This is a genomic window from Pseudomonas deceptionensis, assembly GCF_900106095.1.
GTDB classification, from domain to species: Bacteria; Pseudomonadota; Gammaproteobacteria; order Pseudomonadales; family Pseudomonadaceae; genus Aquipseudomonas; species Aquipseudomonas deceptionensis.
In genome coordinates, this window is record NZ_FNUD01000002.1 from 1,736,480 (window position 1) to 1,757,545 (window position 21,066).

Genomic DNA, 21,066 nt, shown 5'->3' on the forward strand with positions numbered 1-21,066 from the left:
TTGAGGGCGCTGACCTTGAGCGTGGTCGCTGCTACAGATTGTGTGCCTGCAACCCGCCCGCAATGGGAGCTGGCAAGCCAGCCCCCACAATAAAACGTGCTTACGCCACTGCTATATCTGCGGGTGACACGATGCTGGTCTTGGCCCCGCGCGAGCGACCCGAACTCAGATAAGCCGCAATCGACTCTTGGGTCACTTCACCCTGGAACACACGTTCTGCGTCCATTACCGGTAACCACGAACGGTTGAACTCGTACATGCGTGACAGCAGGATGCGCAAGTGTTCCTCGGACGCGGCAGTGGCGGTGAACTCGCGCAGATACTGGCCACAGGTGCCGGTCTGACGATGCAAATCGCGACGGCGCACGTAGCCCAGGGCCTTGTTGTCGGCGCAGGTCACGACGACATAACGACGGTCGAGTTCGTCCATCAGTTCCAGTGCTTCAGCCACCGGAGTTTCCGGGCTGACCGACGGTGCGTTGTCGGCTGCGTCTTCTGCCTTGACCAGCAACAGGCGTTTGAGCGTGCTGTCCTGGCCCACGAAGTTGCTGACAAAATCATCGGCCGGGTGGGCGAGCAGGGTGTCCGGGTGATCCATCTGCAACAACTTGCCGCCACGGAAGATCGCAATCTTGTCGCCCAGCTTGATGGCTTCGTCGATGTCGTGGCTGACCATGATTACGGTCTTGTTCAGCGCACGCTGCATCTCGAAGAACTCGTTCTGGATCATCTCGCGGTTGATCGGATCGACCGCGCCAAAAGGTTCGTCCATTAATAGCAGCGGAGCGTCAGCAGCCAGGGCACGAATCACTCCGATCCGCTGTTGCTGACCACCCGAAAGCTCACGCGGGTAGCGCGTGAGGTACTGCTTGGGTTCGAGCTTGATCATGCTCATCAGTTCGCGCGCACGGTCGTGGCACTTTTGCTTGTCCCAGCCCAGCAGGCGAGGAACGATGGTGATGTTTTCCTCGATGGTCATGTTGGGGAACAGACCGATTTGCTGGATGACATAACCGATGTTGCGACGCAGGGTCACCGGGTCGAGGTCGGTGGTGTCCTCGCCGTTGATCAGGATCTTGCCGGAGGTTGGCTTGATCAGGCGGTTGATCATTTTCAGCGTGGTGCTTTTGCCGCAACCCGAAGGCCCGAGGAATACGCAGATTTCGCCTTCGTTGACGGTCAGGCTTACCGAGTCCACGGCTTTTACGTCTTTGCCGTTGCTTTGGAAAGTTTTGCTGAGGTTTTGAAGTTCGATCATTTGAGCAGTCCTTTTGGAGTCAGCGAGCGTTGCAGCCATTGCAGAAGCAGGTCAGCGATGATGGCCAGAACACTGACGAGCACGGCGCCGACGATCAGCATCGACATGTCGCTACGGCTGATTGCAGCAAGAATAAGTACACCCAGACCGCCGGCACCGATGGTGGCAGCGATGGTCATTACACCGATATTCATCACCACGGCGGTGCGTACACCGGCCAGGATCACGGGTACCGCGATCGGCAGTTCAACCATGCGCAGGCGCTGGCCGAAGGTCATGCCGATGCCGCGTGCGGCTTCACGGATACCCGGCTCCACACCGGTGAGGGCCAGGAACGTGTTGCGCATGATTGGCAGCAGGGAATACAGGAACACCGCCGTGATGGCCGGCATCGGGCCAAGCCCCTGGCCGAACTTGGAATAGAACGGCAAGAGCAGGCCGAACAGGGCGATGGACGGAATGGTCAGCAGCACAGTGGCGCTGGCTTGCAGGGGGCCGGCCAGTGACGGGAAACGTGTCATCAGCACACCCAGCGGCACACCGATCAAGATCGCCAGAATCACGGCAATGCCGACCAGGGAGATGTGCTGCAAGGTCAGATGCAGTACTAGCGACCAGTCCATGTGGGAAAAGGCGTTTAAAAATTCCATGTCTTTTCCTTAGTTGAGTGGATGCTGGCGCAGGAAATCTGCGGCCACCGTGGAGGGGCTTTCGTGGTTCACGTCGACCCGCGCGTTGAGCTGGCGCATGGTTTCGTCGTCAAACAGATCAGCCAGCGGTTTGAGCAGCGCTTCCAGGTCCGGGTGGGCATCGAGATAGGCTTTGCTCACTACTGGCGCGGCGGTGTAGTCCGGGAAGTAATGCAGGTCATCGTCCAGCAGCTTGAGGTTGAAGGCACTCAAGCGACCGTCGGTGGTGTAAACCAGACCGGCAAACACCTGCCCGTTTTTCAAGGCGGTATAGACCAGGCCTGCATCCATTTGACGAATGTTGCGGCGCGTCAGGTCCATGTCGTACAGCTCGACCATGCCTTTCAAACCGTCGGAGCGGTTGGCGAACTCGGTATCCAGTGCCACCAGCTCGTTGCGGTTTTGCGGCTCACGCAGCGCCTTGTTCAAGTCGCTGATGCTGTTGATGTCCGGAAACTGTTTGGCCACGTTTTCTGGCAGCGCCAGGGCATAGGTGTTGCTGAACTTGGACGGGTGCAGCCAGACGAGTCCCTTTTTAGCGTCGAGTTCTTTAACGCGGTCGAAGGATTGTTGGCTGTCGAGTTTTTCGGTCACGTGGTTGTAAGCCACCAGTGACACGCCGGTGTACTCCCAGATCAAGTCCAGTTGCCCGGATTCCTGGGCACTGCGCGCCAGGCTACTGCCCAGTCCACCCGTCACTTGGGCGTTGTAGCCCTTGCTCTTGAGGTACTGCGCAGTAATTTCCGCGAGCAAGGTTTGCTCGGTAAAGACTCGCGCCCCAATCCGGATCAGGGGTTTTTCTGCGGCTTGAACAATTCCTGCGAACAGCAGGATGCAGCCTAAAAACAAGCTTATTTTTTTCATGGGTATTCCTTTGCTCAGCCAGACCTTAAACAGGTCGCAGGCCGCGTTCCAACCACCGGCGGCTGATCAGTATCACCAGGCCGTCGAGCAGCAATGCCAGCAGTGCGGTACAGGCCGCCCCGAGGATTAATTGCGGCTGATTGTTAAGGGCGATGCCGGGGAAAATCAGGCTGCCCAGGCTGTTGGCGCCGATAAGGAACGCCAGCGGTGCTGTGCCGACGTTGATCGCCAGTGCGACCCGCACGCCACCCATGATGATGGGCACGGCATTGGGCAGTTCGACCCGCCAGAGCACTTGGCGCGGGGTCATGCCGATGCCGACGGCGGCTTCTTTGAGCGAACCCTGTACGTTTTTCAGGCCTTCGTAGGTGTTGCGCACAATGGGCAGCAACGAGGCGAGAAACAGGGCGAAGATGGCAGGACCGCTACCGATCCCCAGAAAACCCAGTGCAATGGCCAGTACGGCCAGCGGTGGGACGGTGTTGCCGATGTTGAAGACTTGCATAAAGCGTTCCGCACGTCCGGCCATATTCGGTCGGCTGAGGAAAATGCCAGCGGGTATCCCTACAAGGAGGGCGGCGAGCATTGAAGCGAGTACCAGGTACAGATGGGCTTGCAGGTAGAACAACAAATCATCTTGATAGTGTTCGATAGTGCTGATGCCGATCCAGTGGACCAACAGGGCCAGAAGCGCGATAACAACCGCACATCCAATAAGCCCTTTTCCATAGCGATTTGCCACAGACGGACTCCTTTTTTTCAGTCGGCGAACACATCGTCGCGTGGCATTACCATTCCTGGCTGCCGACAATATGTTCGCGAAGAGCAACAGGCGGTGGCGAAAAGCGCCCTCATCACCTGTCATTAGCGCAGCCTCGTCAGGCTAACTTGCTGATATTTCAGCCCCTGACGGTTTGTCGTATCAGGAGAGTGGACGCCTCCACTGCTCAAAAGGTTCACATTATTTACGGCACATTGCCACCCTTGTCCGACGAGCAAGGGTACCAACGGTGGCTGTAACCACCTGTTTTGGGCTATAATCCGCGCCCTTTTTTGAATCAATCGTCAGGCGATTTCCCATGACCAACCAGGCCGCCGAAGTCGCGAAACGCCGCACTTTCGCTATTATTTCCCACCCCGATGCGGGTAAGACCACCATCACTGAAAAGCTTCTGTTGATGGGGAAGGCGATTGCTGTCGCCGGTACGGTGAAATCGCGAAAGTCCGACCGCCATGCCACCTCCGACTGGATGGAAATGGAGAAACAACGGGGTATTTCGATTACCACGTCGGTCATGCAGTTCCCGTATCGCGACCACATGATCAACCTGCTCGACACCCCGGGCCACGAAGACTTCTCGGAAGACACCTACCGCACATTGACTGCGGTCGATTCGGCCCTGATGGTGCTCGATGGCGGTAAAGGTGTTGAGCCACGGACCATTGCCCTGATGGACGTTTGCCGTCTGCGCGATACGCCAATCGTCAGCTTCATCAACAAACTCGACCGCGATATTCGCGACCCGATCGAGTTGCTGGACGAGATCGAAGCGGTCCTGAAAATCAAGGCTGCTCCGATCACCTGGCCGATTGGTTGCTACCGTGACTTCAAGGGTGTTTACCACCTGGCAGACGACTACATCATTGTCTACACCGCCGGTCACGGCCATGAGCGGACCGATGTCAAAATCATCGAAAAGCTCGATTCCGATGAAGCCCGTGCCCACCTGGGTGACGAGTACCAACGGTTTGTCGACCAGCTTGAGTTGGTGCAGGGCGCCTGCCATGAATTCAACCAGCAGGAATTCCTTGATGGCCAACTGACGCCGGTGTTCTTCGGTACGGCGCTGGGCAACTTTGGTGTCGATCATGTTCTGGACGCCGTGGTGAACTGGGCGCCAGAGCCGTTGCCCCGTGTTGCCAATGAACGTACGGTTGAACCGACTGAAGAGAAATTCAGCGGCTTTGTGTTCAAGATCCAGGCGAACATGGACCCGAAACACCGCGACCGTATTGCCTTTATGCGCATTTGCTCGGGCAAGTACGAAAAAGGCATGAAAATGCGCCATGCACGAACCGGTAAAGACGTACGTATCGGCGATGCGTTGACCTTCTTCTCCTCCGAACGTGAACAACTGGAAGAGGCATTTGCCGGCGACATCATCGGTTTGCACAACCACGGCACCATCCAGATCGGCGATACCTTTACCGAAGGTGAAAGCCTGAGCTTTACCGGTATCCCGCACTTCGCCCCGGAACTGTTCCGTCGCGTGCGTCTGCGCGATCCGCTCAAATCCAAGCAACTGCGTCAGGGTTTGCAGCAACTGGCCGAAGAGGGCGCCACCCAGGTGTTCTTCCCGGAGCGCAGCAACGACATCATTCTGGGTGCCGTGGGTGTTCTGCAGTTTGACGTGGTCGCGAGCCGCTTGAAGGGCGAATACAAGGTGGAATGCTCCTACGAGCCAATCACTGTGTACTCGGCCCGCTGGATCGATTGCGACGATAAGAAGAAGCTCGAAGAGTTCAAGATCAAGGCTGTGGAAAACCTGGCCATTGATGGTGGCGGTCACCTGACCTACCTGGCTCCGACGCGCGTCAACCTGGCGTTGATGGAAGAGCGCTGGCCGGATGTGAAGTTCCGTGCGACCCGTGAGCACCACTAAGCGCTAAGGCGTCTGGTTGAAAAAAAGCGAAGCCTTATGGCTTCGCTTTTTTTATGCCCGCGATTCTGTAGATACGCTGTTTTAGGTTAAGCCCTATTGTGGGAGCGAGCCTGCTCGCGAACGACCTTCGCGAGCAGGCTCGCTCCCACAATTGTCGTTTTCCAAGGCCCTGCGGCCCTTATCGCAGCCTGTGGCAGCGGCTACAAAGTTATAGGAAGTTTCTCTCGCTGTTTTAAGATGCTTGCTTTGGTATTGAGGTGTATCTCTTAAATTTGTGTGCAGAACACTCGTAAATACATTCATTGGTCTTATCAAGAGAGGGTGTTTTGTAAGTGTTTACAATGAGAGGAGTTCAGCTTAATGCCTAATGAAGTTAATAAATACTTGGGGCCTCACAGAATAATCGGTCCCGGTTCATACGAATTGGCACCCTATCCCATTGTGGGGAAATGGGAATCTGAAATTAAGTTTGGTGGTGGGTACAACACATGGGGGTTGAACGAAGGGGCGCGTAGAGGAGAGGGAGGGCCGAGCAATATCCGTGAAGTTGCAAAGCCCAATGTTGTTGCGGAATTCATGAATGAACAAATCCACAATCAGGCGGCCATTGATCACGACTATGGTGCGCGATTCAATAGTCTCTTGGCTGATATTGCTCGGGAGCTGCAAGAAAAAAAGTTGCTGGCCAGCGGCGCTCAGGCTCTGGGGGCTGCGGAGTCAGCGGTAACAGATCAACACGTTACCTTGGAACTTATTGAGTCCAAGCGGCAACAGTACATAGCCCTTGCGCCTGAGATATATGGGCTTTATGGCCAAAGTCCCTATTTTTTGATGACATTGCTGTCGAGCAATAAAATAAACGATTTTTTTAACAGTCATAACGGCAACAACCCTCGTGAAGTGCTTATGGCGCTGTTCGCCCAGTTTGATCATGTTTATCAGTCGGCTATGGAGCTCAAAGCGCTTTCGCTTTCCACCACTTTTCTTTCGGGCAAGCTTGCTGATTTGGCGCTGCAAGTAGAGCACGTGCAGGGTACTGCCAATGACGCAGTTGTTTATCAGCGAATGGACATCATCACTCGGGAACAGGATATTCATGCTCAGCAACTGCCGGAGTTTCTCCATATAGAGTTTGCCACTGCTGCAGGCTCTGTGAAGGGTATGACTGCTTCTGAAGCGTTGAACCATTTCACGCAGACGCTAGAGGGCATGGCTGCGTCTAAAATCGCCGAAATCAATCCTGTTTATGCGCCCCCGCCACTCAGCAGGGGCGGAATCACATTTCACTATCCAGCAGAGAACCCGAAAATCAAGGCCCCCTTGAGCAAGCCCGAGTTGGAGGCGCTCAACGAGTTGGTGTCCTTGCAAACCCATACTCAGTTGGGGGTTAAGTGGCTGAGTTATCACGATGCTTTACTGAAGACGGAGTCAGCCAGGTATCTCACGTTAACCGGGAATGTTTTTGGCAGTTTGGCGGAGCGGGCAAAGCAGGCTGAACACACTATCCGTATAGCCAATACGTTTCGTGCCCCAGGTGCCTCGTCAGCGACAAGCCCCCTGTTTATGACTTCAGCGGGAACCGTCGCGGTTATTGATGCAGCGGCAGTTACCCTGCAAGCGGCTATCCGCTCTGCAGTTGCTGCGTTGGGAAGCTTGGCGGCGGGTACGGCTTCGGGGCTTTTGGTCGGTGTGTCTGCTTTGGTGTATTCGCCCAAGCTGGCTAATGGGGAGCTGCCTGAGCGTTATGCTTTTAGCATGCCGTTGTCGGACCTGGCTCCTGCGCTCGGTCAGGATTTATCGGCTGTCGCTGCCGCCAGTGGCACTGTTGATCTGCCTGTGCGTATCAGTTCAAAAACAGCTGCTGATGGGCAATCAGAAGTTTTCGTCGCTAAAACCGATGGCGTCACTGTTCCGTCGAAAGTCAGGGTGGTGGTTGCCACGTTTAGCCCTGAGCAGAACGTATATAGCGTCACGACTGATGACGTGCCAGCGAGAACTTTGACATGGACACCTATCGTCCATCCGGGGAACAGCTCAACCACCTCCCCCGCTGAGCAACCTGCGCCAACGGTCTACACTGGCGCCACGGTAACGCCGGTTGTGGGCAGGATTGACGCTTTTCCGGGGCTTGCTGAAGCCGGCTTTGATGACTTCATCACGGTATTCCCGGCGGGCTCCGGTCTACCGCCACTGTATGTGATGTTCCGAGATCCCCGCGAGGATGCAGGGGTAGCAACGGGGATGGGGCAGCCGGTGACGGGTATCTGGCTGGGGGCTGCGGCGCAAGGTGAGGGGGCTCCCGTTCCGTCGCAGATTGCAGACCAGTTACGGGGTAAGGAGTTTAGAAATTTCAGGGCGTTTCGGGAGGCGTTTTGGAGGGCGGTTGCGAATGATCCTGAGTTGGCCAAACAGTTTAAAAGGCAGAATTTATCAGCGATTTTTAATGGTAAATCTCCATTCGTAAGTACATCTGAGCGTGCTGGTGCTGCTGTAAAATTCGAGCTTCATCATAAGGTTTATGTTTCGAGGGGTGGTGCTGTTTATGACCTCGAAAATATTACTGTAGTGACACCGAAGCGCCATAAAGAAATACATCGAGCGGAGGAGTGAACTAATGAAAAAACAAATTTCTGACTACACTGAAAAAGAGTTTTTGGACTATGTTATATCGCTGTGCGATAGCAGTTTGCGCACAGAGGATGAAGACGTGAAAATGGTTTTAGAGTTTGAGCGTTTGACAGAGCATCCTGATGGATCAGATCTGATTTTTTACCCAAGAGATAATAGAGAAGATAGTCCAGAAGGCATTGTAAAAGAAGTTAAAGAATGGCGTGCCGCTAACGGCAAGACCGGATTTAAATCTGCGTAATTGCTCCTTATCAGGCTCAGTCATTCAGTATTCTTGAATGGCTGAGCTTTTTATTGGCTAAGCATCCGGTCAGTACGATGCACCTGATACATCTCAGCTGATTGGTTTTACGACTGCTACGCAGCCGGACGTAGCCTCGCGCTGCTCGTCAACTGCTACAAGGGGGAGAAGCCCCGCCACAAAGTATCGATAAACGCGGCTGCGTAACTCCGAATGGGTATATCGCAACCTGTGTGTTTCTGGAAAAGCTGAAGGGGGCGAACTAGGTTTAAAGGGTGTTTTTCCCACAACAGGATGGAAATCGCCATGAAGCTTTTTCAACGCATTGTGTTGCTGCTCAAGGTGCTGGTGTTGCTGACGGTGAGTGCGTCGGCGGCATGGGCGAGTAATCCGCTGACCAGCCCGGGGGCAGGGTTTTCTGCGACAGGTGTGCCGGGGCCGACGATTGATGCGATCTATAAATCAGATTCGGAACCAGGGGATCAGGGGCAGGGCGGCAGCTCGGGGGATGATGACCAGACTGATGGTGACGGCGGTGCAGATGGCGGTGGCGATAGCGGCGATGGAGGTGATGAGGGCGACGAAGGCGATAGCCAGACGTAGTGTCCTGTAGCCGCTGCCGCAGGCTGCGATCGAGCCCGAAGGGGTCGTGAAGGCCCTTCGGTCCTTATCGCAGCCTGCGGCAGCGGCTACAGGTCAGTGTCAGGCGTTAAACCTGCAGGAACTGCTCCGCGTGATGGCAAGCAACCTGGCGGTTGTCGAGCAGGCGCAAGGCTGGCTCGTCAGTGCTGCACAGCTCGGTCGCATAAGGGCAGCGCTTGTGGAAAGCACAGCCTGAAGGCGGGTTCAGCGGGTTGGGCAGCTCGCCCACGATCTTGATTTTCGGCTTGTTCGGGTCCGGGTGGATGGTCGGGGTGGCCGAGAGCAATGCCTGAGTGTAGGGATGCAGCGGCCGGGTGTAGATCTCTTCCTTGGGGCCCATTTCGACCGGGCGGCCCAGGTACATCACCAATACCGTGTCAGCCACATGCCGCACCACCGCCAGGTTGTGCGAGATGAAAACGTAGGCGGTGTTGAACTCTTGCTGCAAGTCCATGAACAGGTTGAGCACCTGCGCCTGAATCGACACGTCGAGCGCGGAGGTCGGCTCGTCGGCCACCAGCACTTTGGGTTGCAGCATCATGGCCCGTGCCAGGGCGATACGCTGGCGCTGGCCGCCCGAAAACATGTGCGGGTAGCGATGGTAGTGCTCAGGGCGCAAGCCGACCTGTTTCATCATGGCCTGGACTTTTTCGCGGCGTTCGCTGGCGCTCAGCTGGGTGTTGATCAGCAGCGGCTCAGCCAGTTGGTCACCCACTTTTTGCCGTGGGTTGAGCGAGGCGTAAGGGCTCTGGAACACCATCTGCACGTCTTTGCGCAGTTGCTTGCGCTCCGCCTTGTTGGCGCCCGTCACTTCCTGCCCGGCAATTTTCAACGAGCCCGAGGACGGTTCTTCAATCAAGGTCAGGGCACGGGCCAGGGTGGACTTGCCACAACCGGACTCGCCAACCACCGCAAGGGTTTTGCCGGCTTCAAGTTCAAACGACACACCGTTGAGGGCGCGCACCAGTGCGTGGCCTTTGAACAAGCCACGGGACACTTCGTAATGACGGGTTAGGTCACGGGCGGTAAGAACGACAGTCATTACGCCACCTCCTGATTCAAGGGGAAGAAGCAGCGCACCTGGCTATGAGCTTTTTGTTCCAGCTCAGGACGTTGTTGACGGCATTTTTCCTGGACGTACGGGCAGCGTGGCGACAACAGACAGCCTTGCGGGCGGTCGTAACGCCCCGGCACGATGCCGGGCAAGGTGGCCAGGCGTGCAGCGCCCATGCTGTGTTCCGGGATCGCGGCCAGCAATGCTTCGCTGTACGGATGCGCCGGCACATCAAACAGCCCCGGTACATTGCCGACTTCAACAGCCTGGCCGGCGTACATCACGCACACCCGCTGGGCAGTTTCGGCGACCACGGCCAGGTCGTGAGTGATCAGTACCAGGCCCATGTCCTGCTCGCGCTGCAGGTTGAGCAGCAACTCCATGATCTGGGCTTGAATAGTCACGTCCAGCGCGGTGGTCGGCTCGTCAGCGATCAACAATTTGGGCTCGCCGGCAATGGCCATGGCAATCGCCACGCGTTGGCTCATGCCACCCGACAACTGGTGCGGGTAGGCTTCCATGCGGCTGGCAGCCCCCGGAATTTCGACTTTTTCCAGCAGCTCAATGGCCCGTTTGCGCGCTGCCTTGCTGGACATTTTAAGGTGCAGACGCAGCACTTCTTCGATCTGGAAACCCACGGTGTAGCTGGGGTTCAGCGCGGTCATGGGGTCTTGAAAGACCATGGCCATGTCCTTGCCGACGATTTGCCGACGTTGACGGGCGCTGAGTGTCAGCATGTTCTTGCCGTCGAAGTTCAACGCGTCGGCGGTCACGATGCCGGGGTGCTCGATCAGGCCCATCAGCGCCATCATGGTCACGGACTTGCCGGAGCCAGACTCGCCCACGATGGCCAGGACTTCACCTTTATCCACAGACAGGCTCAGGCCGTCGACCACCGGCACCGCCTTGGCGTCGCCAAAACGAACGTTGAGATTCTTGATTTCTAACAGTGACATGGGAATCTCCTCAGGCGGCGTTCTTGAGTTTCGGGTCCAGCGCATCGCGCAGACCGTCGCCCATCAGGTTGATTGCCAGCACGCTGAGCAAAATGGTCAGACCGGGCAGGCTCACGACCCACCAGGCACGTTCGATGTAGTCACGGGCCGAGGCGAGCATGGTGCCCCACTCCGGAGTTGGCGGCTGTACGCCCAAACCGAGGAAGCCCAGTGCGGCGGCGTCGAGAATCGCCGAGGAGAAACTGAGGGTGGCCTGAACGATCAACGGCGCCATGCAGTTGGGCAGCACGGTGACGAACATCAGGCGCGGCAAGCTGGCGCCGGCCAGGCGGGCAGCGGTCACGTAGTCGCGGTTGAGCTCGCCCATGACGGCGGCCCGGGTCAGACGCACGTAGGACGGCAAGGACACGATGGCGATGGCGATCACGGTGTTGATCAGGCCAGGGCCGAGGATGGCGACAATCGCCACGGCCAGCAGCAGTGACGGCAGGGCCAGCATGATGTCCATCAAACGCATGATGGTCGGGCCCAGGAGGCGCGGGAAGAACCCGGCAAACAGGCCCAGGATCACGCCCGGAATCAGCGAGATCACCACCGACGACAAACCGATCAGCAGCGACAGGCGCGAGCCTTCAATCAGGCGCGACAGCAGGTCACGGCCCAGTTCGTCGGTGCCGAGCAAAAATTGCCACTGGCCGCCTTCAAGCCAGACCGGCGGGGTCAGCAGAAAGTCGCGGTATTGCTCGCTCGGGTTGTGCGGCGCGACCCAGGGGGCAAAGATGGCGCAGAACACGATCAGGCACATGAACATCAGGCCGGCAACGGCCCCTTTGTTCCTGGAGAAGGCGTGCCAGAACTCTTTGTAAGGTGATGGATAAAGCAGGCTTTGATCCACTTCGGTAGCGTTTGTAGAGGAAGTCATGGTCAGGATCTCAGCGCTGGTGGCGGATGCGTGGGTTGGCAAAGCCGTAGAGGATGTCCACTACGAAGTTGACCAGAATCACCAGGCAGGCGATTAGCAGGATGCCGTTTTGCACCACGGGATAGTCCCGGGCGCCAATGGCTTCGATCAGCCACTTGCCGATACCGGGCCACGAGAAAATGGTTTCGGTCAGGACGGCACCGGCCAGCAGGGTGCCGACTTGCAGGCCGACCACGGTCAGTACCGGGATCAGGGCGTTGCGCAGGCCATGCACGAACACCACGCGCGCAGGCGACAGGCCTTTGGCGCGGGCGGTACGGATGTAGTCTTCGCGCAGCACTTCAAGCATGGACGAGCGGGTCATGCGGGCGATCACGGCCAGCGGGATGGTGCCCAGCACAATGGCGGGCAGGATCATGTGGTGCAACGCGTCCCAGAAAGCCTCGGGCTGGTCGCTGAGCAGGGTGTCGATGAGCATGAAACCGGTTTTTGGCTCAATGTCGTACAAGAGGTCGATCCGCCCGGAAACCGGGGTCCAGCCCAGACCCACCGAGAAGAACATGATCAAAATCAGGCCCCACCAGAAGATTGGCATTGAATAACCCGCCAGGGAGATGCCCATCACCCCGTGGTCAAATAACGAGCCTCGCTTGAGCGCAGCGATGACCCCCGCCAGTAACCCGAAGATGCCGGCGAACAACAGCGCAGCTGAGGCCAGTTCGAGGGTGGCAGGGAACAGCGCGGAAAACTCGGTCCACACGCTTTCACGGGTTCTCAATGACTCGCCCAAATCGCCATGAGCAAGCTTGGTGACGTAGTCAATGTATTGCTCATAGAGCGGTTTGTTCAGGCCCAGACGTTCCATGGCCTGGGCGTGCATTTCGGGATCGACCCGACGCTCACCCATCATGACTTCAACTGGATCGCCCGGGATCATGCGGATCAGGGCAAAGGTCAGCAGGGTGATGCCGAAGAAAGTGGGGATCAACAACCCCACTCGGCGGGCAATAAAACTAAACATCGTGTGGTGTACCTCATCAGCCGGTTAGGCAGGTCCGCCAGTGTTCAGGTGAACCCTGGCGGGTTTTTTATTGTTCTACTTCACCTGGGTCGTGGCGAAGTTGTTGTTGGTCAACGGGCTCAGGGTATATCCCTCGACGTTTTTGCGCATGGCTGTAAAGAGCATAGGATGGGTTACGTTAATCCAGGGTTGATCTTGATTGAAAATGAGCTGCGCCTGTTCATAGAGCGCAGCCCGTTCAGCGGGTTCACTGATATTTCGGGCCTTGGTAATCAGGGCTTCGAAGTTTTTATTGCACCAGCGTGCGTAGTTCTCGCCATTTTTGGCAGCCTCGCAGCTGAGCAGCGGGGTCAGGAAGTTGTCCGGGTCGCCGTTGTCGCCGCCCCATCCGGTAGAGACCAGATCATGCTCGCCACTTTTGGCGCGCTTGAGCATTTCGCCCCATTCCATGACACGAATGTCCAGTTTGATGCCGACCTGTGCAAGGTCCGATTGCAACAACTGTGCCCCCAGCATCGGGTTGGGGTTGGTCGGGCCGCCGCCGTTGCGGGTGAAGAGGGTCAGCACCGTACCTTGCGGTACACCGGCTTCCTTGAGCAGTGCCCGGGCCTTGTCCAGGTCGCGGGGCGGGCTTTGAATGCTTTTGTTGTAGCCAAGCATGGTGGGCGGGTACGGGTTGATCGCGATCAGCGCATTGCCTTCACCGTGCACGGTGTTGAGGTATGTCTGTTTGTCGAAGGCGATGTCGATGGCTTTGCGCACCCGTACATCACTCAGGTATTTGTGACTGGAGTTCATGGCGATATAGCTGGTCATCAGCGCGGCCAGCTCATCGACCTTGAGGTTCGGGTCGGTGCGGATGTTTTTGACATCATCGGGCTTGGGGTACAGCGCGATCTGGCATTCGTTGGCCTTGAGCTTTTGCAGGCGCACGTTGCTGTCGGTGGTGATGGCGAAGATCAGTGCATCGGTGGGCGGCTTGCCACGGAAGTAGTCCGGGTTGGCCTTGAAGCGGACCTGGGCATCTTTGTTGTACCGCACGAAGATAAACGGGCCGGTGCCGATGGGCTTGTTGTTCAGGTCCGCCGTTTTACCGGACTTGAGCAGTTGGTCGGCGTATTCGGCTGAATAGATGGACGTGAATGGCATGGCCACGTCGCGCAGAAAAGGTGCCTCGGCGTGGTTGAGGGTGATTTTCACCGTCAGGTCGTCAACTTTCTCGACGCTTTTGAGCAGGTCTTTGAAGCCCATGCTTTCAAAGTAGGGGTAACCGACCAACGACAGTTTGTGCCACGGGTGATTCGGGTCCAGCTGGCGCTGGAAACTCCAGACGACATCGTCGGCGTTCAGGGTTCGGGTCGGTTTGAAGTAATCGGTGGTGTGGAATTTCACGCCGGGGCGCAGGTAAAAAGTGTACTCAAGACCGTCGGGGCTGATGTCCCATCGTTCGGCCAGGGCGGGTTCAACATTTGTTGTGCCGGGAGCAAAGTCGGCCAGGCGGTTGAGGATGGTTTCAGCCGAAGCATCGGCGGAAACGGCGGTGGTGAATTGGACGATATCGAACCCTTCAGGGCTGGCTTCGGTGCAGACCACCAGATTTTTGGCCGAAATACTGACCGCTGTACTAAGCAGTGCCACAGCTATGGCGGTGCGTAGTGGAAGTCTTTTCATGGCAATCCTCTCCAATCAGTTGAACCAGCGTAACGACCACGGCTGACTCGTCGAATCAGCCGTGGTCTTTGTGTGCAAAGGGTGTGTTTACAGAATGTTGAACGGGATGGTGGTCACCAGACGGAACTCGTTGATGTTGCCGTCTGCCTGGTTTTTGCTGGCGCGGTGGGTGGTGTAGGTTGCGCGGATGGCAGTGGCTTTCAGTGGACCGCTTTGAACGGCATAGGATGTGCCAATGCTGTATTCGGAGTGGTCTTCGCCGTCCATGTTCTTCACGTCGTAGGCGGTGCCTTTGTACTTGGTACCGTCAATGTCCCAGCCGCGAGCGTGGTAGGCGTTGAACTTCAGGCCTGGAATGCCGTATTGCGCCATGTTGATGCTGTAAGCCAGTTGCAGCGACTTCTCGTTCGGGCCGTTGAAGTCCGAGAGCAGGGAGTTGGCCAGGTAGATACCGTTGGTTTCGTGCAGGTAGTCGAAGTACTCGTCGCCGACGATTTGCTGGAACGCCAGGGTCACGGTATGGGCCTGGTGGGTCAGGCCGAATGCCAGGCTGTAGGCATCGTTGTTGATGTTGCCCAGGGCCTTGCTGCCGGTATCGAGGGTTTTGTAGTAGTTGAGATTGGTGTTCAGGCCCAGCACGGCGTTGTCGCCGATGTCGTGTACGGCGCCGAAGTAGTACTGGTTCCAGAAGTCTTCAACGTGAGTCGCGTACAGCGTGGTTTTCAGGTTTTTGAGCGGCTGGTAGTTCAGGCCAGCAACGCTGGCACGGTCAGTTTCGGCGCCGGCTGCGCCGTACTCGCTGCGGAACTTGCTCAGGCTTGCTTCGGTACGCGGGGATACGCGGTCAAAGGAGCCAGCGTCGAAGGACAGGTTGTTGAACTCTTCACTGTGCAAGCCCACCCCTTGAAAGCTGGAAGGCAGTGCACGGTTACCGATCACGTCGATGGTCGGGCTGCTGAAGTTCTGCCGGCCTACCGTCAGCGTGGTGTTGGACATGCGTGCGCTGAGGTTGGCCAGGCCCAGTTTGCTCCACTGGCCGACAGCATCGCCGTCGCTGTGGGTGAGGGTGCGGTTGTTCGGGCCGGCAATGTCTTTGGCGTCACGGTCCAGAGCAACGGCGTTGTAAGCCGCAACCTGGGTGCTGAAGCCGATGGTGCCCTGGGTGAACCCCGACTTGTAATCGAGGATGGTGCCCTGCACCCAGTTGATCCGGCGCGGGGTGGACTCTCGGGTGCCATGGTTGTTGTAGCTGAAGCGATCATCGCGACGCTTGAGTTCGTTGGCGTACCAGTTGCGGGTGGTGCCGCTCAGTGACTGCTCTTCAATGAAACCCTTGGTTTCGCTTTGAGCGCTGGTGGCTTTCAATTCGGTAGGCATGAACTCATCGGCATGTGCCATCGCCGTGAGGCTGCTGATGGACAAGGCTAACAACGCGCTGCTAGTGACTTTCATGGTTGAGGCTCCTTTACTTTCTTTTTTTATTGCCGACCTTTTTGGTTTGGTCCGGCTGTTGTTGAACTATTTGAAGCTTTACAAACGTTTGCCTTAAGCCTGGTAGGTGAAGTTCAGCGGGCCACCTGAAAAGTGGCCTGCTGATGCAGGCTGGGTGTTGTGTATCGTCAACTGTGGGAGCGAGCCTGCTCGCGAATATCCCAACATCGTCTTGATCGGGTTATCGCTAACGGCCTTCGCGAGCTGGCTCGCTCCCACACCGGCACTGGCTTGTGTTTTAGTCTTTGAGGCTGACACCCGAGAAGGCGTTGCGCCCGAAGGGGCTGACCTTGAACCCTTCGACTTTTGCGCTTAACGGCTGGTTGACCGTGGAGTGCGCAATGGGTGTGATCGGCACCTGTTGCTTGAGCAACTGCTGGGCCTGTTTGTAGAGCACTGTGCGTTGGTCACGGTCGGTGACGGTCTTGGCTTTTTTGACCAGCGCGTCGTAGTCCTTGTCGCACCACATGGAGTAGTTATTGCCGCCAATGGCGTCGCAGCTGTACAGCGTGCCGAGCCAGTTGTCCGGGTCACCGTTGTCGCCGGTCCAGCCAATCAGGCTGATGTCATGCTCGCCATTTTTGGTGCGCTTGATGTACTCGCCCCATTCATAGCTGACGATCTTGACCTTGAGCCCGACCTTGCCCCAGTCCGACTGCAGCATTTCGGCCATGAGCTTGGCGTTCGGGTTGTAAGGACGCTGTACGGGCATGGCCCACAGGGTGATTTCGGTGCCTTCCTTGACGCCTGCGGCCTTGAGCAGCTCTTTGGCTTTTTCAGGGTTGTAGGGGGCGTCAACGATGGTTTCGTCGTAGGACCATTGCGTCGGCGGCATGGCATTGACTGCCTTTTGGCCTGCGCCCTGGTACACGGCCTTGAGGATCTCGTCCTTGTTGACGGCCATATCCAGCGCCTGACGCACTTGCAGCTGGTCAAACGGCTTGTGTTGCACGTTGTAGGCGATGTAACCGAGGTTGAAGCCGGGCTTTTCGATGACCTGCAGCTTCGGGTCTGCCTTGAGGGCTGCGACGTCTGCCGGGCGCGGGCTCAGCGAAACCTGGCATTCGTTCTTGCGCAGCTTCTGCATGCGGGCGGAGGCATCGACGTTGATCGAGAAAATCAGGTTATCGAGTTTGACCTGGCTCGGGTCCCAGTAATCCTTGTTGGCGGCATAACGGATGTTCGAGTCTTTTTGATAGCGCTGGAACACGTACGGCCCGGTGCCGACCGGCTTCTGGTTGATGTCGCTTGGCTTGCCGGTCTTGAGCAGTTGATCGGCGTATTCGGCGGACAGGATCGCGGCAAAGCTCATGGCCAGGTTTTGAATAAAGGCGGCGTCTACCGAATTGAGTTTCATGACCACGGTCATCGGGTCGGTTTTTTCGACGCTGGCGATGTTCTTGTCCAGGCTCATCCCGGTGAAGTAGGGGAACTCGGTCGGGTAAGCCTTACGGAACGGGTGTTCGGGGTTAAGCATGCGGTTGAACGTGAAGAGCACGTCATCGGCATTGAAATTACGGGTCGGAGTGAACCACTTGGTGGTGTGAAACTTGACCCCGTCACGCAGGTGGAAGGTGTAGGTCAGGCCGTCCTCGGAAATATCCCAGCGAGTGGCAAGGGCCGGGCCGGCGGCGGTGCCGCCTTTTTCGAATTCGGCGAGGCGGTTGTAGATCGGCTCGGCCGCGTCGTTGTCGGTGGCGGTGGTGTACTGCGCGGTATCAAAACCGGCAGGGCTGCCTTCAGAGCAAAACACCAGGCTGTTGGCGGCGTTTGCGAGCGGGCTGCCGGCAAGTACGCCGGCACTGAGCAAAACAGATAAAACCAGAGGGTTGCGCATGGCGATCCCATTCCTTTTTGTTATTGAGTCCTGAATTCACGCTTTAGCAGCAGCGCGGTCGCTCAGGCGTCAACTTCACAGCAACGGTGCTGTAATCGGCGCAATAGAGCGGCCGTACGTCGACGTTAGAGGGGCGACGAGCAGGAGTAAATGCGTCGGGCCTGACCGAGCTGTAGGAAAAATCTCGACGTCCTATTGCCTCCGCTGTAGTTCGCGGTGGCTTTAAGTTGAAAGATAATTCCGACGCCTTGGCGGGTAAGCGAATGCGGCGTTATAGCCGCATTCGCCGGTCCTTTATTTGGTGATGCTGACTCCGTAGAAGGAGTTCAAGCCGAACGGGCTGATCTTGAAATCCTCTACGTTTTTGCGCATCGGCTGATACACCGTCGAGTGTGCGATAGGTGTCATAGGGACTTGGCTTTTGAGCAGTTGCTGCGCCTGTTGGTACAGTTTTGTGCGCTCTGCAACGTCGGTGGTGGCCTTGGCGGCTTTCACCAGTTTGTCGAACTGCGGATCGCACCACTTGGAGAAGTTGTTGCCTTCCAGCGAGTCGCAACCGAACAGGGTGCCGAGCCAGTTGTCCGGGTCACCGTTGTCGCCGCTCCAGCCAATCAGCATTGCGCCGTTCTCACCGCCCTTGGAGCGCTTGATGTACTCGCCCCATTCGTAGGTCATGATTTTGGCCTTGATGCCGATCTTGCTCCAGTCGGACTGGAGCATTTCAGCCATCAGCTTGGCATTGGGGTTGTAGGGACGTTGAACCGGCATGGCCCACAGGGTGATTTCGGTGCCGTCCTTGATGCCCGCTTCTTTAAGCAGCTGCTTGGCTTTTTCCGGGTCGAAAGGGGCGTCCTTGATGCTGGTGTCATACGACCATTGGGTCGGCGGCATGGAGCCAACAGCCAGCTGGCCTGCGCCCTGGTACACCGAGTCGATGATTTGCTGCTTGTTCACCGACATGTCCAGCGCCTGACGGACCTTGAGCTGGGCCATCGGGTTTGGCTCGTTGCTGCCCTTGATCTTGTCCATCACGTTGTAGGCGATGTAACCGAGGTTGAAGCCGGCCTGATGCGGCATCTTCAGGTTGGTGTCTTCGCCAAGGGCCTTGAGGTCTGCCGGGCGCGGGAAGAGGGTGACCTGGCACTCGTTCTTTTTAAGCTTCTGGATGCGCACCGACGGGTCGGTGGTGATGGCGAAGATCAGGTTGTCGATCTTGACGTCTTCAGGCTTCCAGTAGTCCTTGTTGCCGGTGTAACGGATGTTCGAGTCTTTCTGGTAGCTCTTGAATACAAATGGGCCGGTGCCGATCGGCTTCTGGTTGATATCGGCAGGCTTGCCTTCCTTGAGCAGCTTGTCGGCGTACTCGGCGGACTGGAGGGAGGCAAAGCTCATGGCCAGGTTCTGGATGAATGCGGCATCGACCGTGTTCAGCGTGAAGCGCACGGTCTTGTCGTCGATTTTTTCCACCTTGGCGATGTTTTTATCCATGCCCATGTCGGTGAAATAAGGGAATTCGGTCGGGTAGGCCTTACGGAACGGCATGTCTTTGTCGAGCATGCGGTTGAACGTGAAGAGCACGTCGTCGGCGTTGAAATCACGGGTCGGCGTGAAGTACGGCGTGGTGTGGAACTTGACGCCATCACGCAGGTGGAAGGTCCATGTCAGGTTGTCCGGCGAGACATCCCAGCTGGTCGCCAGGCCTGGCTCTACGGCGGTACCGCCACGCTGGAACTGGCTCAAACGGTTGTAGATGGTTTCGGCCGACGCATCGAAGTCAGTACCGGTGGTGTACTGGCCCGGGTCAAAACCAGCCGGGCTGCCTTCAGAGCAGAACACCAGATTGGTCGCTGCATGGGCGAAAGGTGCGCTTGCCAACAGGCTGGCGCCTACTAAAAACGGAATGACCGCGTGTTTGAACATGGTGGCCTCATGATTTTTGTCATTTTTGGTTTGAGGACGACCTCGTGAGTCGACCCGGCGATACTTATGCACAGCCCATACCCAATGCAATATGCGGAAGTGATTGAAGCTCTAAAACGTGGAACGATCGTACAAGAATGTCGCTTATATATAACTAATGACGCATTTGATCGTTTGCGTCCTGCTTTTAGACGCATTTACTTACATGTTTTGAAGCCTCCAGAGCGTCAGCTGCACTGTTTTAGGTCAGCACTGTTACTTATTGAGACTCTTGTCAGGGTGCGCAGCAGGTCAGGGCTGAAGGTGCCTGCCCAAACCCCGTCTCTTCAGCTTAGGACGTTCTGCCGGTTTTACTCCGAGGCATAAAAAAACCCCTGAAGCGTGGTCGCTTCAGGGGTTTTGAGGTTGTATCGAGGTTTACTGCATCTGGACTTCAATCACACCGTCGGCGCTCATGCTGACTTCGCTGGTACCGGCTTCGACTTCCGGAGTCGGCGCGGAGTCCATCGCCGGGGCGCCAGCTTTCATCATCATCGCGCTGCGCATGTAGGGCTGCGGATAGCCATTGGTGTTGAGGTTCAGGTTGACGATTTTGTAACCCTTGCCACCCAGAGCATCGGTGGCCAGCTGGGCGCGGGCCTTGAATGCATTGACGGCATCCTTGAGCAGCGCGTCTTCGCTGGTTTTGCGGGTGGCATTGGCGACGGTGAACTGCATGCTGCCCATTTTCAGTGTTTGCATCAGATCGCCGGTGAGCTTGGACAATGCGGCAAAGTCGGTGCTTTCCAGGCGCAGTTCGGCGCGCTCACGCCAGCCGGTGATCTTCTGGGTTTTGTTGTCGTAAATCGGGTAGCTGTTGCGGTTGCCCTGGCGCAAGGTCACTTCCTTGACGGACTTGGCCTGGCCAATTGCCTTGTTCATCGAGGTGGTTATTTCAGCGGCCAGCTTGGCTGCATCGGTATTTTGCGCCTCGGTGTACAACGTCACGATCATAAGGTCGCGGGGGACTTCCTGACTGGCTTCGGCACGCAAGGAGATCTGGTTGTAATGAATGTCGTCGGCCAGGGCGGGGGCACTGGCAATTGCGCCGAGGCTCAGGGTCAGAAGGGCGGCAGTAGGCTTGAAAGTAGACATGAAGGCTCCTTGGATGAGGTCAGCAAGACCTATAAGACTCTAGAGAGTGGCCATCAGTTCGCCCAGTTACATATT

The 21,066-nt window shown here is 56.9% G+C and carries 17 protein-coding genes; 4 read left to right on the forward strand and 13 right to left on the reverse strand.

Annotated elements, in window-relative coordinates:
- Positions 1–100 precede the first annotated feature (100 nt).
- Genes BLW11_RS07895 through BLW11_RS07910 form a run of 4 tightly spaced genes read right to left on the reverse strand, consistent with a single transcriptional unit; the run spans position 101 to position 3,553 of the window.
- Positions 101–1,258 (reverse strand): osmoprotectant ABC transporter ATP-binding protein OsmV, encoded by a 1,158-nt coding sequence (locus tag BLW11_RS07895; protein ID WP_048359228.1) that lies wholly within the window; start codon positions 1,256–1,258, stop codon positions 101–103.
- The gene (locus tag BLW11_RS07900) at positions 1,255–1,908 is read right to left on the reverse strand and encodes an ABC transporter permease (RefSeq protein ID WP_048359227.1); all 654 of its coding nucleotides are present in this window, start codon (positions 1,906–1,908) and stop codon (positions 1,255–1,257) included. Before BLW11_RS07900 ends, BLW11_RS07895 begins: the two co-directional genes overlap by 4 nt.
- Before the next feature lie 9 nt (positions 1,909–1,917).
- Positions 1,918–2,811 (reverse strand): glycine betaine ABC transporter substrate-binding protein, encoded by an 894-nt coding sequence (locus BLW11_RS07905; RefSeq protein WP_048359226.1) that lies wholly within the window; start codon positions 2,809–2,811, stop codon positions 1,918–1,920.
- 25 nt (positions 2,812–2,836) lie between these two features.
- Positions 2,837–3,553, reverse strand: a complete 717-nt coding sequence (locus BLW11_RS07910; protein WP_048359225.1) for an ABC transporter permease — start codon at positions 3,551–3,553, stop codon at positions 2,837–2,839.
- Between the two features lie 337 nt (positions 3,554–3,890).
- Between BLW11_RS07910 and BLW11_RS07915 the strand changes: the two genes are divergently transcribed.
- The 4 genes from BLW11_RS07915 (at position 3,891) to BLW11_RS07930 (ending at position 8,946) form a co-directional block, all read left to right on the forward strand.
- Positions 3,891–5,474: a peptide chain release factor 3 gene (locus BLW11_RS07915; protein WP_048359224.1), complete on the forward strand. Its 1,584-nt coding sequence runs from the start codon at positions 3,891–3,893 to the stop codon at positions 5,472–5,474.
- Positions 5,475–5,834: 360 nt separating this feature from the next.
- Entirely contained in the window at positions 5,835–8,084 is a 2,250-nt protein-coding gene (locus tag BLW11_RS07920) for an S-type pyocin domain-containing protein (protein ID WP_048359223.1), read from the forward strand.
- A 4-nt stretch (positions 8,085–8,088) separates the two neighbouring features.
- Positions 8,089–8,343 carry a bacteriocin immunity protein gene (locus tag BLW11_RS07925; protein ID WP_048359222.1) on the forward strand — a complete coding sequence of 85 codons (255 nt, stop codon included), beginning with the start codon at positions 8,089–8,091 and terminating at the stop codon, positions 8,341–8,343.
- A 306-nt stretch (positions 8,344–8,649) separates the two neighbouring features.
- Positions 8,650–8,946, forward strand: coding sequence for a hypothetical protein (locus BLW11_RS07930; protein ID WP_048359221.1), 297 nt, complete (start codon positions 8,650–8,652; stop codon positions 8,944–8,946).
- Positions 8,947–9,052: 106 nt separating this feature from the next.
- On the opposite strand, the gene BLW11_RS07935 is transcribed toward BLW11_RS07930, so the two are convergent.
- From BLW11_RS07935 to BLW11_RS07975, 9 genes are all read right to left on the reverse strand, one after another.
- Positions 9,053–10,027, reverse strand: coding sequence for a peptide ABC transporter ATP-binding protein (locus tag BLW11_RS07935; protein ID WP_048359220.1), 975 nt, complete (start codon positions 10,025–10,027; stop codon positions 9,053–9,055).
- Positions 10,027–10,995, reverse strand: a complete 969-nt coding sequence (locus BLW11_RS07940) for an ABC transporter ATP-binding protein (RefSeq protein ID WP_048359219.1) — start codon at positions 10,993–10,995, stop codon at positions 10,027–10,029. Before BLW11_RS07940 ends, BLW11_RS07935 begins: the two co-directional genes overlap by 1 nt.
- 10 nt (positions 10,996–11,005) lie before the next feature.
- Positions 11,006–11,917, reverse strand: a complete 912-nt coding sequence (locus tag BLW11_RS07945) for an ABC transporter permease subunit (protein ID WP_048359218.1) — start codon at positions 11,915–11,917, stop codon at positions 11,006–11,008.
- 10 nt (positions 11,918–11,927) lie between these two features.
- Positions 11,928–12,938, reverse strand: coding sequence for an ABC transporter permease subunit (locus BLW11_RS07950; RefSeq protein WP_048359217.1), 1,011 nt, complete (start codon positions 12,936–12,938; stop codon positions 11,928–11,930).
- A 75-nt stretch (positions 12,939–13,013) separates the two neighbouring features.
- On the reverse strand, positions 13,014–14,609 hold the full coding sequence (locus BLW11_RS07955) for an ABC transporter substrate-binding protein (RefSeq protein WP_048359216.1): 1,596 nt from the start codon (positions 14,607–14,609) through the stop codon (positions 13,014–13,016).
- Positions 14,610–14,696: 87 nt separating this feature from the next.
- A complete protein-coding gene (locus tag BLW11_RS07960) occupies positions 14,697–16,061 on the reverse strand; it encodes an OprD family porin (protein ID WP_048359215.1) in 1,365 nt (454 codons plus the stop codon).
- 277 nt (positions 16,062–16,338) lie between these two features.
- Positions 16,339–17,937 (reverse strand): ABC transporter substrate-binding protein, encoded by a 1,599-nt coding sequence (locus BLW11_RS07965; RefSeq protein ID WP_048359214.1) that lies wholly within the window; start codon positions 17,935–17,937, stop codon positions 16,339–16,341.
- A 294-nt stretch (positions 17,938–18,231) separates the two neighbouring features.
- Complete coding sequence (locus BLW11_RS07970; RefSeq protein ID WP_048359213.1) at positions 18,232–19,857, reverse strand: ABC transporter substrate-binding protein; 1,626 nt, start codon at positions 19,855–19,857, stop codon at positions 18,232–18,234.
- A 417-nt stretch (positions 19,858–20,274) separates the two neighbouring features.
- Positions 20,275–20,991 carry an SIMPL domain-containing protein gene (locus tag BLW11_RS07975; protein ID WP_048359212.1) on the reverse strand — a complete coding sequence of 239 codons (717 nt, stop codon included), beginning with the start codon at positions 20,989–20,991 and terminating at the stop codon, positions 20,275–20,277.
- Positions 20,992–21,066: the final 75 nt, after the last annotated feature.

Coding starts and splice junctions, on each gene's coding strand:
- BLW11_RS07895 (WP_048359228.1), bottom strand. CDS start 1,258: ATGATCGAACTTCAAAACCTCAGCAAAACTTTCCAAAGCAACGGCAAA.
- BLW11_RS07900 (WP_048359227.1), bottom strand. CDS start 1,908: ATGGAATTTTTAAACGCCTTTTCCCACATGGACTGGTCGCTAGTACTG.
- BLW11_RS07905 (WP_048359226.1), bottom strand. CDS start 2,811: ATGAAAAAAATAAGCTTGTTTTTAGGCTGCATCCTGCTGTTCGCAGGA.
- BLW11_RS07915 (WP_048359224.1), top strand. CDS start 3,891: ATGACCAACCAGGCCGCCGAAGTCGCGAAACGCCGCACTTTCGCTATT.
- BLW11_RS07920 (WP_048359223.1), top strand. CDS start 5,835: ATGCCTAATGAAGTTAATAAATACTTGGGGCCTCACAGAATAATCGGT.
- BLW11_RS07925 (WP_048359222.1), top strand. CDS start 8,089: ATGAAAAAACAAATTTCTGACTACACTGAAAAAGAGTTTTTGGACTAT.
- BLW11_RS07930 (WP_048359221.1), top strand. CDS start 8,650: ATGAAGCTTTTTCAACGCATTGTGTTGCTGCTCAAGGTGCTGGTGTTG.
- BLW11_RS07935 (WP_048359220.1), bottom strand. CDS start 10,027: ATGACTGTCGTTCTTACCGCCCGTGACCTAACCCGTCATTACGAAGTG.
- BLW11_RS07940 (WP_048359219.1), bottom strand. CDS start 10,995: ATGTCACTGTTAGAAATCAAGAATCTCAACGTTCGTTTTGGCGACGCC.
- BLW11_RS07945 (WP_048359218.1), bottom strand. CDS start 11,917: ATGACTTCCTCTACAAACGCTACCGAAGTGGATCAAAGCCTGCTTTAT.
- BLW11_RS07950 (WP_048359217.1), bottom strand. CDS start 12,938: ATGTTTAGTTTTATTGCCCGCCGAGTGGGGTTGTTGATCCCCACTTTC.
- BLW11_RS07955 (WP_048359216.1), bottom strand. CDS start 14,609: ATGAAAAGACTTCCACTACGCACCGCCATAGCTGTGGCACTGCTTAGT.
- BLW11_RS07960 (WP_048359215.1), bottom strand. CDS start 16,061: ATGAAAGTCACTAGCAGCGCGTTGTTAGCCTTGTCCATCAGCAGCCTC.
- BLW11_RS07965 (WP_048359214.1), bottom strand. CDS start 17,937: ATGCGCAACCCTCTGGTTTTATCTGTTTTGCTCAGTGCCGGCGTACTT.
- BLW11_RS07970 (WP_048359213.1), bottom strand. CDS start 19,857: ATGTTCAAACACGCGGTCATTCCGTTTTTAGTAGGCGCCAGCCTGTTG.
- BLW11_RS07975 (WP_048359212.1), bottom strand. CDS start 20,991: ATGTCTACTTTCAAGCCTACTGCCGCCCTTCTGACCCTGAGCCTCGGC.